3 protein-coding genes and 2 pseudogenes are annotated in these 15238 nt (G+C 67.3%); 2 read left to right on the top strand and 3 right to left on the bottom strand.

The window, feature by feature from the left end:
* Positions 1–131: 131 nt before the first annotated feature.
* Complete coding sequence (locus tag ACZ7M3_RS47945) at positions 132–1358, bottom strand: IS110 family RNA-guided transposase (RefSeq protein WP_472072426.1); 1227 nt, start codon at positions 1356–1358, stop codon at positions 132–134.
* A 463-nt stretch (positions 1359–1821) separates the two neighbouring features.
* A pseudogene (locus ACZ7M3_RS47940) lies at positions 1822–2055 on the bottom strand (helix-turn-helix domain-containing protein); the annotation flags it as partial.
* Positions 2056–2458: 403 nt separating this feature from the next.
* Here ACZ7M3_RS47940 and ACZ7M3_RS47935 point away from each other — a divergent pair.
* A pseudogene (locus tag ACZ7M3_RS47935) lies at positions 2459–3555 on the top strand (integrase core domain-containing protein).
* Between the two features lie 126 nt (positions 3556–3681).
* Here the strand turns inward: ACZ7M3_RS47935 and ACZ7M3_RS47930 are convergent.
* Positions 3682–7623 (bottom strand): hypothetical protein, encoded by a 3942-nt coding sequence (locus ACZ7M3_RS47930; RefSeq protein ID WP_472072424.1) that lies wholly within the window; start codon positions 7621–7623, stop codon positions 3682–3684.
* A 633-nt stretch (positions 7624–8256) separates the two neighbouring features.
* Here ACZ7M3_RS47930 and ACZ7M3_RS47925 point away from each other — a divergent pair.
* Complete coding sequence (locus ACZ7M3_RS47925) at positions 8257–15225, top strand: RHS repeat-associated core domain-containing protein (protein WP_472072422.1); 6969 nt, start codon at positions 8257–8259, stop codon at positions 15223–15225.
* Positions 15226–15238: the final 13 nt, after the last annotated feature.

Here is a 15238-nt window from a genome sequence, read left to right as displayed (position 1 = left end):
TGACGTAGTTGCGGACGTTGCCGTAGCCGTCCGGGTAGCCCTGTTCCTTGATCTCTTCCCATAGTTTCCAGGCGTCGGTGCAGCCTTCCTGCCAGCGCTGGTCGAGGTAGACATCTCACGATGCCAAGTCGTCAAGGCGCCTTGGCCAGTTGGGAGTGGAATGCGACGTGCTCGTCGAACAGTTGGCTGGTTTGGAGGCAGTGGTAGAGCTGGCCGATCATGCGGTTGAACAGATGCCGCTGGGCGGCGGCGTGCCAGTCCCCCTGTTCGCGCCGACGTCGGTAGTGGGCTTCGGCGCCGGGCGAGGACCGCAGGGCGGAAAAGGCCCATAGGTAGCCGACGTGGTTGAGCCGATCGTTCTTGATCATCCGGCGCCCGACGTGGTGTTTCTTGCCAGATGCGCGAGTGACGGGGGCGGCTCCGGCGTAGGCCTTGAGGCCGCGGGCGTCGGTGAACCGCTGGCGGTCGTCGCCGATCTCGGCCAGCATCCGGGCGCCGAGCTGGACGCCGAGGCCGGGGAAGCTCAGGATTACCTCGGCGTCCGAGTGCTGGAGGAAGGACTCCTCGACCGCCTCGGCGAGCTCATCGGCGGCGAGGCAGGCTGCCTCGAGTTGCCGCAGGAGGGCGAGGGCCTGCTTGCCGAGCGCGTCCTCGACGAGCCGGGCCTGGGTCGCGTAGTCGCCGTGGAAGACCTTCCGAAGTCTGTCGGCTCCGGCCTCGATGCCGCGGCTGCGGCCGGCGCGCTTGAGGGCGGAACGCAGCTGTGTGCGTGTGAGGCGCGCGGCTTGAGTGGGGGTGGGAGCGATTTTGAGCAGTTCACGGGCTTCGGGACCGCACAGGCCGTTGGCCCACACAGCGAAGGCGTCCAGGGCAGCAGGGTAGTACTCCCGCAGCAGGGAGCGGAGTTGGTTGGCGATCTGCTGGCGGTTCCAGGTGGCGTCCTGCTGGGCGCGGGCCAGGACCGCGATGGCGCGGGCGAGATCGGTGTCGGTCGGCAGCGGGCGGTGCGTCGGCATATCGGTCCGCAGGATGTTGGCCAGCACAAAGGCGTCGCCGGGGTCGGACTTTTTGCGGGAGACACCGTGCCGGTCGCGGTAGCGGGCGGCGGCCATCGGGTTGACCGCGAAGACGTGCCGCTTGCCCGACCGCAGCGCGGCGACCAGAAGACCGCGGCTGGTCTCGATGGCGACGGGGATGGGGGCCTCCTCGGTGTCGCCGTACTCGGCGAGGAGCTCCAGCAGCAGCCGGTAGCCGGACACGTCGTCGCTGATGCGGCGCTTGGCGAGCAGCTGCCCTGTGCTGTCGACCAGGGCGACGTCGTGGTGCTTCTCGGCCCAGTCGATCCCGCAGTAGATCACGGTGTTTCCTCCCCTTGGCGCTGACATCTGCGCTGGTCACGAGCGCATGCGGGCCGCGCGGCTCCCTAATTCCAGGACTCTTCGGTCCGACATCTCACAAGCCGTTCGCGGCACCAGCGCGCCTCACGGGCCTCGGTCTTGCCCAGAACTCGGTGGTTCAGGGCTGGCAAGAGGTCGCCGTGAAACGGGCTCGCACCACCAACTCCAAAGAGTGGAGGTTCAGTCCTGTGGTGGCGACCGTGACGACGTCAGGCGTCACCGCTCTACCTAGGAGGCCTCGCGGGCCGGGGCTTGTATAGGTTGTCCGCCCGACGCCCGCACGGCTGCCACCACACGAGTCATGGGACTGGCGCCCCTCTCAGTGGAGGCCTCATCGGCCGGGGTCCAGGAAGGCGTCACAGCCCCGCACTCGAACAGTCCGGCAACGCTCCTAGACACGCGCCGGTGCTGCTATCAACGAATTAGGGTCCAGGCAGGCCAGGCCGATCTCGTTGAACCGGTGGATCACATCCCGGACGGTGTCCTCGTCGGCCTGCACCAGCTGGGCGATCACCGGGACGCGGTTGCCGCCGGCCGAGGCCAGCAGCATCATCGCGCGCCGGTAGCGCACGGAACTGGCGCTGCCCCGGCGCACGATCTGCTGCAGCCGCTGCCCCTCCTGGTCGGTCAGTCTGCGCACACGGACAGGCTCGGCCACCGCACCCCCAGCGGTTGGATCGGATGTCACCGCACATCCAACCGCGACAACCACCAACCCGGCGAACCTATGCGGCCACAGCACTAGAAGCCGGTGGTCACCGCGGCAGCGATCTCTTCGTCCCGGGCGAGTAACCGGATGAAATTGCAGCACCGGCCGCCGTCGCAGAACCCGATGCCAGGCTCGCTCTCGCGTATCAAGCAGGACGCGCACAGGCCGCTCTGGTGGACCCGTCGCCGTGTTCAGAAGGAGAGTTCGACTGACTGACCCGGCACGCTGCCCTAGTCGATATCCTCATCCGCCCTGGTCAGAGCCCGTGTGCCGTGATCTTCGTTCCGTCGGATGCTGAGGCCGGCGCAGTGCTGTGGCGGAGATGACGATCATCTCGGCATGATGGTCGCTCGTGCTGTTGAAACTCGCCTGCCTGAGCGTGACCAACATGTTCGCGATGCTGCGACTGCTGCCGGTGAGCACCCGGGACAAGGATGTAGAGATCCTGGCTCTACGCCATCAGATCACCGTGCTGCAACGGCATCTGAACGGGCAGCGAGTCCAGTACGCACCGGGGGATCGGGCGTTCCTGGCGGCGCTGCTGCATGACCTCCCGAAGGAAGCGCTGCTCCGTGTGCGGTTGCTGGCGCGGCCGGACACGATCCTGCGTTGGCACCGTGACCTGGTCGCCTGTCGGCACGCCGCCCGATCCCGGCCCGACCGCGGGGGCAGACCCCGCACCGTCCGCTCCATCCGGGCCCTCGTACTGCGCCTGGTCCGTGAGAACCCGAGCTGGGGGTACCGGCGCGTGCACGGCGAACTGCTGGTACTCGGAGTGAAGGTAGCCGCGTCCACGGTCTGGGAGATCCTCCAGGACACCGGCATCCCGCCGGCCCCCGAACGGGCGTCGAACACCTGGTCGGACTTCCTGCGCTCCCAAGCGGACGTCCTTCTGGCGTGTGATTTCTTCGAGACCGTCACCTTGTCCGGGGCGCGGTTCTACGTCTTCGCGGTGATCGAGCACGCCAACCGGCAAATCCGGGTCCTGGGCGCCACTGCGCATCCCACCGCGGCCTGGGTGACCCAGGCCGCGAAGAACCTCGTCATGGACCTCGAAGACGCCGACTGCCGGGCAAGGTTCATGATCCGGGACCGGGACGGGAAGTTCCCCGCACTGTTCGACACCATCCTCACCAACGCCGGCATCGAGGTAGTCCTCAGCGGCGTGCGAATACCGCGCATGAACTCGATCATGGAACGGTGGGTGCAGACCTGCCGCCACGAACTCCTGGACCGCACCCTCATCTGGAACCATCACCACCTGCTCCGCGCGCTGAGGGAGTTCGAGCAGTTCTCCAACGGGCATCGACCGCATCAGGGCATCGCCAACGCCCGCCCACTGCATCCGTTGCCCCCACCGATCACCGATCCGGGGCGGATCGCCGCCTCGACATACGAAAACGCGACCGACTCGGCGGCATCCTCCACGAGTACCAACATTCCGCGTGACCTGTACGGACGAAGTTTTCGGCAAGGACAGGTCGGGGTCGGCGACGGCGAACAGCGCTCCCGCACCGTCGGAGCGGTGCGGGAGCGCTGTTGCTGTTTGATCGACGTTATGCCGGTCGGCAGGCTCTATGTGTCTGGTCCCAGCGAGGCCAGGTCGAAGGAGTTGCTGATTGTGCTGTAGCCGTGCTCTGTCAGGTTGACGTGGTCGCCGGAGTCGAAGTCGGAAGGGGCGGGGTCTGCGTTCAGCATCAGTGCCTGCGGGTCTGTGGTGCTTGCCGGGTTTGGCACCGCCACGGCCGACTCCGCGTCCACGTAGCTGACCCTGGGTGTGGTGAGGTCGAGTTGGTCGGTGATCCAGGTGTTGGTGTCGATGCGGTTCTGGTCGACGGTTGCGGTGCAGGCGCTGTAGCCGTTGCAGGGGGTCAGTGTCGTGAAGATGACTTTGATGCCCCAGCCCTTGAGTTGCTTGCGCAGCAGTCCGAGTGCGCTGTCGATGTCGACGTCGTCATGGCCGGCGACGATGTCCTCGAGGCCTTGGGTGACCACGACGGTGCGCAGGCCGGGGATCGAGAGTACGTCCCGGTCCAGGCGGGTGAGCACCGAGCGGCCGCCGGCTCCGGCGCCTTGGTCGGTGCCAAGGTAGTTGTTCTCGATGCCCGAGGCCACGATGCCGTAGACGGGGGTTCCGTCGGTGTTGGTGCGTAGCCGTGCGGATAGGTCGTTGGAGAAGCGTGGGGTGTTGTAGCCGGCGGTGGTTCCGGTCGTACGGGTGTTGACAAGGCCATCGCCGAGTATGGAGACGGACGGGCGGTTGTCGGCGGCGACTACGTCCACCTCGGTGAGAATGTCGGTGAAACGGCCCCACGTTGTTCCGGTGCCGGTGAACGCCGTGTCGGTGGCGTCCGCGGTGTGGTCACCGCTGCCGACCGCGCTGACGTACCCCAGCGTGTCGGGCGCTGCCCAGGGGTGCATGACCAGGTACGTCACCTGGTTGACCAGGTGAACGCTGGTCAGCAGGGCGCTGCCGGCGTTGATACGGATTGGGATCGGGTCGCTGTACAGCTCGCCGCCCTCCGGGATCACCACCGACTTGCTGCCGCCGAATGTTACGTCTGCCGGTGTGGAGGTCGGCACCGCGCCTTGGCTCTGCGAGGCCACTGTGACATGGTCAAGGGTCAGTGGGTCGGTGCCCAGCGCGTTGGACAGCCTCAGCCGCACTGTGTTGCCAGAGACGCTGGCAGTGGTGGCCATCCGGATGGTCTGGTTGCGGAAGGCGCCCATACTGGAGAACTGGAACCGCTCCTCGGTGGGCGCGCCCCAGGTTCCCGTCCAGGTCGCGCCGCTGGGCGCGGTGGTCGTGTCGCGGACGGCCATGCTGATGATGTGCAGCCCTGGTACGTACTGGCGTGCGGTGTCGGCCAGGTCGGGCAGTGTCACCGAGTCGAGGGTGGCGCCGGCCTTAAGCGAGACGGCGAAGGCGTAGATGTTGGTGTTCCGGGTTTGCTGGGTGCTCGGGGTGTTGCGGTGCAGCAGGGTGACGGCGGCCAGGGCGTCCGAGCCGTAGACCCAGTCGGGCATGGTCAGGTTGAAGGGTTGTGCGGTGTGGTCACCGTAGGTGATGGAGCCCTTCGGGGTGACGCAGTCCTCGTAGGTGCCGTCGCCCAGGCTGCAGTTGGTGGCCGAAGTATTGGTGTTGTCGGGGACGACGGGGCTGGTGTTGTCGCCGTCCTGGTGCTGGGAGCCGACGAAGCCGTAGGTGGAGAAGCCGAGGAAGACCAGGGCCTGGCCGCTCGTGCCGTTCATCTTGATGGTCTGGTTGGCGGACATCACGTTGTCGCCGGCGGCGGAGCCGAAGTTGGGCAGGGTGAAGGTGGCGCCGTCGACGGTGACTTTGCCGCCGGGCTGCCAGCCTGCCGCTTTGAGGTCCTGGAGTGAGAGTGTGGCGCCGACGCCGTCGGCGTCGCCGGTGGCGTGGTTGCTGTCGTCGGTGGTGGCGGTGTTGTTGAAGGCTTCCTGCAGGCTGGTGTACGGCTGCGGGGCCGGGGCATGGCCCAGTGCGGTGAACTCGTACTGCTGCTGGGAGGAGACGTTGCCGGCCGAGTCGACGGCGTAGACGTAGAGCGTGTGCGTGCCGGGGGCCACCGGGGTCGCGGAGATGGTGGCGGTGTTGTTGTTCGCCTTGGTCCACTGTGAGGTGGGGGTGTTGGAGGTGGGCGGGGCGGCGTCCAGGCCGTAGAGGAACTTGGCCGCGTTGTTGCCGTTGGTGCCCGGGTTCACGGAGACGGTGAACTTGCCTGTGGTGCCTGCTGCGGTGATGCCCGGGGAGTCTTCTGGGTAGAGGTTGTCTGCGGTTTTGACGGTGGGTTGTGCCGGGCTGTGCAGGTCGACGGTGAAGTGGCAGGTTGCCGAGGGGGCGGAGGTGTCCTTGCCGTCCGTGGAGGTGACCTTCCAGCTGACCACGCTGCCGTCGGCCAGGCCGCTCATGAAGGTTGAGGGCAGTTGCTTGGGCGCGTTGGCTCCGCTGGCGACGGTGGCGCTGGTGGTCGTGGTGGCCGAGCCGCTGCCGGCCCAGTACGAGTACGTGGCGGAGAGGGCGTCCTTGTCTCCGTCGCTGACCGTGGCGTTGAGCGTGGGCGGGGTGGTGGCCAGGGTCTTGCCGACGATCGGGTACGGGGTGACGGTGCCGCAGCCGAGCGACGTGGAACCGACCTTGGTGGCCAGGCTGCCGGGCTTGCTGGGCACGTGGTTGTACTCGATGGACATCGAGGGGTTGTTGTCGAAGCGCTTGAAGTAGTTGCCGTCGCCGCTGCCGTTGTGGCTGTTGACCAGGGCGAACGTCCAGCTCTTCCAGGGCACCTGGGCGCCCTTTTTGATTGTGTCGGTCACCGAGAAGCCGCCCGAGGGCTCGCTTGTGCAGGCGGGGCCGAAGCTCTTGGTGGCCAGCTTGCTGGTCAGGGACGGTTTGGTGTTCCAGGTGGTCGACGAGTTGATCGCGCCGGACCAGTAGAGGGAGACGTCGGAGGAGAGGCTGCAGCTGGCGGAGTAGTTCTCCTTGACGTCCACTGTGGCCGAGACGACGTGCGCGTTGTCGATGACTGAGGGCACGGCGAGCTGGAAGTAGGAGCGCTCACCGCCGATGCAGCCGGACCAGCTGTTGTAGCCGACGCCGGGGTCGCCGTACTGGGTGGAGTCGTAGTTCTTCGCCGTGGGGCAGCCCTGCTGGGTCTCCACGTAGTGCTGCTTGGCGCCGCTGGCGTAGTGCGGGTTCCAGGTCGGGTCGATGAAGACGGGATACCTGGTGTGCGCGTCGCCGAGCAGTCTGGCGTCGGGGACGAGGGAGAGCGTCCGGCCGTGGAGACGGCCCTGGACGCGGGCCACCCGGGCCTTGGGGGCGGGCCCGTTTTCCGGTGCGGTGTGCTGTGCGCCGATGCCGCTGGAGTCCCACATGGCCGGCTGCGGGGCACTGAAGAGTATCCGGCCGTCGGGAGCGGTGGCGGCGAGGTTGCCGTGGCCGTCGTCGGCGACGGCGACGCCCTTGGCTTCCGTGGTGAGGGCGATCTTCGCGAGCGCGGGGTTGGCGGCGGCCCTGGCGTTCTTGACGATGAGGACCTCGGACCAGCCGCCCTGAGTGTCGGCCGTGAGCCTGAGGTCCACGTCTGGCAGTACACCCGGATAGGTGAGGCTCGTGCCCGCGGCATGTGGGGTGGGCAGAGGCTTGGGCCAGGAGAGGGCGAGGGAGGCCTTGCCCTCGGACATGGTGGCGAGCGGGGTGGTGCCGCCGCCGGAGAACACGAGCGGCTCGGCCGAGGCCCGGGGGCTCCAGGTTCCGTCGGCATTGCGCTTCAAGGTGGCATCCACCGCCGCCCACCGGCCGGCTCTGCGTACCCGTACGGGCAGCAGGCTCGAGTCGTAGGTGAGGGTCCCGGAGGGGTTGGCCGTCGTGGTGGCGGTCTCGGTAGTCAGAGCGTTGACGCGGACCGGCTCGCCCGATGCCGCGGCCTGCTTGGCGGCGGAAGTCAGCGCGGTCCGCTGGGCTGCCGTCAGCCCGCCGTCGTCGGTCGCGCGCAACGAGCCGCTCGGCTCCGGCTGCTCGGTGTGGTCGTCCGGTGCCGGAGTGAGCGCCGGCTGACTGGCGTCTACGTCCGCGACGGAGCCTGGAGCGGAGTCCGCCGCAGCCGGTAGGGCGCCCGTGAGGACGGTGACCGGGGAAAGACAGAGCGAGCTGACAGCGACGGTGGCCAGAAACCGGCGGGGTATTCGCGGGATTTTTCTGAATGGGCCGCCAGTGGAATGCCGGCGGAAGCGATCGGACATCTGCCCCCCAAGTCGAGTCCGAGTGGAAAAGCGCCATTGGGCGCCAGGGAGGCTACCGGTAATCGCATCAAGGCGACAACTGCCCATGAAAAGGGGTCTGGTTTTGGATCCTCAGGCGGTGAAGGCGATGTGTGCAACTTTGTTGTGTGAAGCGCCAGTTGGTTGCGTTTCTTGATCAATAGCGCTGATTCATGGGTGAGTTGATGTATTTTCTGGCGTCTCTTGGGTGAGTCTGGAGTGTTCGATGACGATCTCTATACCTTTTGAGCATGTGAAGGGCCTGTGGAACGCGGCTTCGAACTGATCAAATATTTCCCCGACAGCTGTGCTGGAATTGGGGGGTCCGGAGTGCGTCGGAATTCGCGTTGGCAGATTTACAGAAAGAGCATGCGGATACGCAGGGCTCCTGCTTTATGGATCGTCGCAGTCACCGCGCTCGGCCTGCTCGTAGGGCTCCTCACGCCTGTGGAAGCGGTGGCCGCCGGGCATCGCCCGGATTACCTCGTCAAGGCGAAGAAGGAAAAACCGGTACCGGTGTCGCCGGTCAGGGGCAGGGCGGCGAAGGTGCCGCACATGGCCCGTTGGAGTGCCGCCCACGCACACAAGACCTGGCCCACGGCGGCCATGGCCGACCTGGCGGTACCCGCGCACGGCGCTGCCGCCAAGCGGGCCGTCGGCCTTCCGGTGTCCATCGGCGCGGCCAAGGGCTCACACCGGGCTCACACCGGGACCGGTGTGCACGTGACGCTGCCGGGCCAGAGTGCCGCGCAGCAACTCGGTGTACGCGGTGTGGTCTTCACCGTGCAGCCGGACAGCGGCACTCCGGGCGGCAGTGCCCAAGTGGGCCTGGACTATGCGGCGTTCAAGGACGCCTACGGCGGCGACTGGGCCGGGCGGCTGCGCCTGGTGCGGCTCCCGGCCTGTGCTCTGACCACTCCGCACGCCGCCGCCTGCCGCCAGCAGACCCCGCTGGCCTCCGCCAACGATGTCAAGGCACAGACGGTCTCGGCCGATGTCGCGTTGTCCACCCACACCACAGCACATCAGGGCGCCAAAGCCGAGCCGATGGTGCTGGCGGCGGTGGCGGCCGCCTCGGGTGGCGGCGGCAGCTACGCAGCGTCCTCCCTGGCCCCGTCCGGCCAGTGGTCGGCGGGCAGTTCGAGCGGAGCCTTCAGCTACTCGTATCCCATCTCCGTGCCCGACGTCCCCGGCGGTCTGGCCCCGAGCGTGTCCCTGGACTACAGCTCGCAGAGCGTGGACGGGCGCACCTCATCGACGAACTCCCAGTCCTCCTGGATCGGCGACGGCTGGGACTACTCGCCCGGCTTCGTCGAGCGCAGCTACGCCTCCTGCTCGGACGACACCGCGGGCGGCAGTCCCAAGACCTCCGACGCCTGCTGGTCGGACGCGGCCGACACCCTCACTCTTTCGCTGAACGGCTCGTCCAACACGCTCGTCCACGACGACGCCACGAACACCTGGCACCCGCAGGGCGACAACGGCGAGAAGATCGAGGTCAAGACCGACACGGTCAACGGCGACAACGACAACGAGTACTTCATCGTCACCACCGCCGACGGCACGAAGTACTACTTCGGCCTGAACCGGCTGCCCGGCTGGGCATCGGGCAACGCGACCACCAACTCGGTGTTCACCACGCCCGTGTACGGCAACGACACCACCGAGCCGTGCCACGCCTCCACGTTCGCCGCCTCCTGGTGCCAGCAGGGCTACCGGTGGAACCTCGACTACGTCGTCGACCCGCACGCCAACGCCGTCAGCTACTGGTACACCCCGGAGACCGGCTACTACGGCCGCGACAACGCCACCACGCCGACCCCGTACACCCGCGGTGGCTACCTCTCCAAGATCCAGTACGGGCAGCTGGCGGGGAAGGTCTACGACAGCACCGCCCAGGCCGCCGCCCAGGTGTTCTTCGACACCTCCGAGCGCTGCCTGGCCGACTCCAGCTTCGACTGCGCGTCGTCCAAGATGACGACGGCCAACGCCTCGCACTGGCCGGACGTCCCCGTCGACCAGGTGTGCGCGTCCTCGGGCACCTGCAACAACCACGGTTCGGCGTTCTTCACCACCCAGCGCCTGACGGGTATCCGCACCCAGGTCCTGGTCGGCACCGGCTACCAGAACGTGGACGCCTGGTCGCTGACCCACGCCTTCCTGGCGACCGGGGACACCACCACCCCGTCGCTGTGGCTGAGCCAGATCGTGCACACCGGCAAGGACGGCGGCAGCCTGGACCTGCCGCCGGTGAAGTTCGCCGGCCAGGCGCTGGCCAACCGGGTCGACGGACTGGACGGCTATCAGCCGATCACCCGCTACCGGCTGACCACCATCGCCACCGAGTCCGGCGAAGCGATCACGGTCAACTACACCGGGCCGCAGTGTCACCGCGCGGGCACCCAGGTGCTGCCTTCCAGCGCAGACAGCAACACCTACCGCTGCTACCCGCAGTACTGGACACCGCCGGGCCAGACGTCACCACAGCTGGACTGGTTCAACAAGTTCCTCGTCAACTCGGTGACGGAGCAGGACCCGACGGGCGGCGGCCTTCCCGTCCAGACCTCCTACACGTACGTCGGCGATCCGGCCTGGCACTTCAGCGACGACCCGCTGACCCAGGCCAAATACCGCACCTGGAACCAGTGGCGCGGCTACGGCCAGGTCGAGACCCGCACCGGCACATCCCCCGCGAAGATCACACTGTCCCGGCAGACGTTCTTCCGCGGCATGGACGGCGACAAGACCTCCACCGGCACCCGCACCGTCCCCCTCAACGACCGCGCGGGCGACGACTCGCAGAAGGACTCCGACTGGCTGGCCGGCCAGACCTTCGAGACGGAGTCCTTCAACGGTGACGGCGGCGCCCTCCTGTCGGACAGCGTCACCGACCCCTGGAGCTCCGCGGCAACCGCCACCCAGGCACGCACGAAGGCGGGCCTGGAGCCGCTCCTCGCACACCGCACCAACATCAAGCGGGCCCGCACCACCACCACCAAAGCGGACGGCACCACGCGCACCAGCGAGATCGACTACACCCTCGACGACGCCACCGGCCTGCCCAAAGCCATGGACGACCAGGGTGACGTCTCGACCTCCAAGGACGACAAGTGCACCCGCACCTGGTACGCCACCGACGCCACCGGCAACCTGCTGCCGACACCGCGCCGCGTCCAGGAAGTCGCCGTCAAATGCTCCGACACTCCGACCTACCCCGATGACCTGCTCAGCGACGACCTGACGTTCTTCGACAACTCCACCGACAACACCGCCACGCCCACCAAGGGCGATGTGACGATGGTGCAGAAGGCCGACTCCGTCGCCGCCGACGGAACCGCGCACTACATCACCGCGCTGAAGAACACCTACGACACCTACGGCCGCGAACTCACCGAGACCGACGCCGACAACCACGTCACCACGACCGTCTACACCCCCACCACCGGTGCCACCCCGACCTCCATCAAGGTCACCCAGCCGAAGGTCACCGGCCAGACCGCCGGCTTCACCACCACGACCACGCTCGACCCGGCCCGCGGCCTGGACCTCAAGACCACCGACGCGGCCGGATACTCCACCACCAGCACCTACGACCCCCTCGGCCGGCTCACCGCCGTCTGGAACCCGGGCTTCCCCACCGACAACAACCCCAACACCAAATTCAGCTACGACCTCAACCCCAAGGCTCCGTCGACGGTCACCACCCAGACCCTCAACGACAACAACGCCTACCGCACCTCCATCGCGATCTACGACGCGCTGCTGCGCCCGCGCGAGACACAGACGGCCACCGTGGACGGCGGCCGCACCATCACCGACACCGTCTACGACTCCCACGGCTGGCCGGTCAGCGCCTCCGACGCGTACTACAACACCGGCGCCCCCTCGGGCACGCTGGTGGACGCCGCCGACAACAAGACCCCGTCCCAGACCGGCACGGTCTACGACGGTGCGGGCCGGGTGAGCGCCCAGATCGCCTACACGTTCGCCTCCGAGACCTGGCGCACCACCACCGCCTACCCCGGCTCCGACCGCGTCGACGTCACCCCGCCCGACGGCGCCACCCCCACCACCACCTACACCAACGCCCGCGGCCAGACGGTCAAACTGCTGCGCTACCACGGCACCACACCGTCGGGCGCCGCAGACACCGTCACCTATGCCTACGACGCGGCAGACCACCAGATAGGCCAGGACGACGGCCAGGGACACACCTGGTCCAGCAGCTACGACCTCCTCGGGCGCCGCACCTCCCAGACAGACCCCGACACCGGCTCCTCCAGCTCCACCTACGACAACGCCGGGCAGCTGCTGACCGCGACCGACGCCCGCAACAAGACGATCAGCTATCAGTACGACGAAATGGGCCGCAAGAAGGCCGAGTACGACACCACGGGCAACGTGGCGCCCGCGGCCGGCAACGAGCTGGCCGCCTGGACGTACGACACGCTGAAGAAGGGCAAGCCCACCTCCTCCACCCGCTACGTGGGCGGCACCAGCGGCACGGCCTACACCGAGAAAGTCGCCGGTTACGACAGCCACGGCTGGCCGCAGGCCACCCAGCTCGTGATCCCGGCGGCCGAGGGCGCGCTTGCCGGCACGTACACCACCCAGAACAGCTACAACCTCACCGGCACGCTCTCCTCGTACACCGACGCCGTGCCCGCCACAGTCAAACTGCCGCAGGAGACCGTCTCCTACAGCTACGACGCCTTCAACCGCCCCACTGCTGTAGGCGGCGACGTCAACAGCTGGGCATACGTCAACAAGCTCAGCTACACCGAGTTCGACGAGCCCTACCAGTACACCTACGGCACCTCCGGCAACTTCGCCCAGCAGACCCTCAACTACGACGACCAGACCCACCGCCTGACCGACTCCACCACCATCACCCAGTCCGGCGCTGCGATCGCCGACAAGACCAGCTACGCCTACCAGCCGTCCGGCAACGTCACGAAGATCACCGACAAGCTGGAGACCGGCACGAGTGACACCCAGTGCTTCAACTACGACTGGGCTCAGCGCCTGAAGACCGCGTGGACGGCCGCCGACGACTGCGCGGCCACCCCCGCCCCCGGCACCTCCACCACCGTGGGCGGCCCCTCCCCGTACTGGCAGTCCTGGAGTTACGACGCCACGGGCGCCCGGGCCACGCAGGTGGACCACGACCCGTCAGGCGACACCACCCACGACACGACGGCCACATACACACCCTTCACAACGACGGGCAAGGGCCACCCGGCACACGCCGTGGACAAGGTCGACAAGGTCACACCGGGAGACCCGGCCGCCAACACCACCAACCGCTACACCTACGACGACACCGGCAACGTCCAGACACGCACCACCCGCGCAGGCACCGACACCCTCACCTACGACGACGAGGGCAACCTGTCCGAACTGGCCTCGACCGGCTCCAGCGGCGACACGAAGTACCTCTACGACGCCGACGGCAGCCTGCTGCTCCGCCACAGCCCCGACGCCACCACCCTCTACGCCGGTGACGAGGAGATCACCCTCAAGAAGGACGCCACGAGCGCCGACGGCGTCCGCTACATCTCCCTCGCCGGCGAGACCGTGGCCACTCACTCCTCCGACGGCCACTTCACCTACCTCATCCCCGACCGCCAGGGCACCGGCACCCTGGCCATCGACTCCCAGACCCAGCAGGTCACCCGCCGCCAGTACAAACCCTTCGGCGAAACCCGCGACCAGACCGGCACCTGGACCGGAGGGCAACGCGGGTACGTCGGCGGCACCCAGGACGACAACACCGGTCTGACCAACCTCGGCGCTCGCGAATACGACCCCTCCATCGGCCGATTCCTCAGCCCCGACCCCATCCTTGCCCCCGGCGCCCCGCAGTCCTGGAACGCCTACGACTACGCCGACGACACCCCGGTCACCGGCTCCGACCCCACCGGCGCCTGCGCGGACGTCGACTGCCCGACCCGCAACTGCCCCAGCTGCCTCAACCGCACACCCACCGACATGGACCCCCACTCGCCGGCGCTGACCGACTACGCGGGCTCGGGCAGCACACCCACCAACACCAAAGCAAACGCCGCCCGGCAAAAGGCCGACGTCAGCAACAGCACGGCCCACGCGCAGGCAGAGGAACGCGCACTGGAGCGGCAGAAAGCCACCGCGGACGCGGCGGCGGCCGCCGCGAAGAGACAGGCGTCCGGCTTTAAACACCGCCTGCTCAGCCTGGTCGCGGACGTCATCGGCCTCACCGACGCCTACAACTGCTTCACCAAGGGCGACGTCATGGGCTGCGTCAACACCGCCCTGACAGCCGTCCCCTGGGGCAAGATCTTCAAGGCCATCAAGGTCGGCGTCGAAGCCTTCAAGGTCTGGCGCGCCCTGGACCGTGCCTACACCGTGGTCAAGGACGCGGAAGAAGCCGCCAAGGTCGCTGAGGACGCCGTCAAGGCCGAACACATGGTCGTGGAAGCGGAGAAGGCGGAGGGAGCGGGAGCCGAAGCAGCCAGCTGCGCAACGCACAGCTTCATACCCAGCACAGCCGTCCGCCTCGCCGACGGCTCATCCAAACCGATTAGCAACGTCAAGGTCGGCGACACGGTCCTGGCCACCGACCCGCAGACCGGCGTCACGGCACCGGAACCGGTCCAGAACGTCATCGTCACCACGACGGACAAGGACTTCACCACCCTCACTCTGGACACGGCCCCGGTCCGTGGACCACCGCAGAAGGCAAAGGCTGACGCGCCTGCCCGGCAGCCCCTCACAACGACCTGGCACCACCCCTTCTGGGACGTCACCCACCACCGCTGGACCAACGCCCACGACCTAACCCCCGGCACCAAACTCCGCACCACGGACGGCACCACCGTCACGGTGGCCCAGGCCCACAGCTTCCACCAGCACCAGACCACCTACGACCTCACCGTCGGCACCCTCCACACGTACTATGTGCTGGCGGGGGCTACGCCGGTACTCGTTCACAACTGCGGGGAAGGAACTGCCACGGTCTATTTGGACCGGGCGGAGGGTCACGCCACCATCAAGGTGGATGTGGACGGTGGGGAATCGTTGCACAGTGAGCAAGTGATTGTGGGCGACTCAACAACCGGTGCGATCAGGACCGAAGGGCACAGTGCCACCACTATCGCCGTGAAAATTCGACTTCCCAACGCAAACTTGGCCCTCGCGTACCAGGAAGTGACAATGGGTGCGAACCTCAAGGCGTATGACCTCGCCAAGAATAGTTGCGTCACGTACTGTGCGAAGGTTCTACGCGCTGGTGGGGTAACAGATATTCCTATCGACAGTACTATTGCCGCCACTGGCTGGCTGATCAGAAAACACGGATGACGGGTGAGTGATG

The sequence above is a fragment of the Streptomyces sp. NPDC111656 genome, assembly GCF_055656965.1.
The sequence above is the reverse complement of the archived record's forward strand: the minus strand, read 5'-3'. Positions and strand labels throughout refer to the sequence as shown.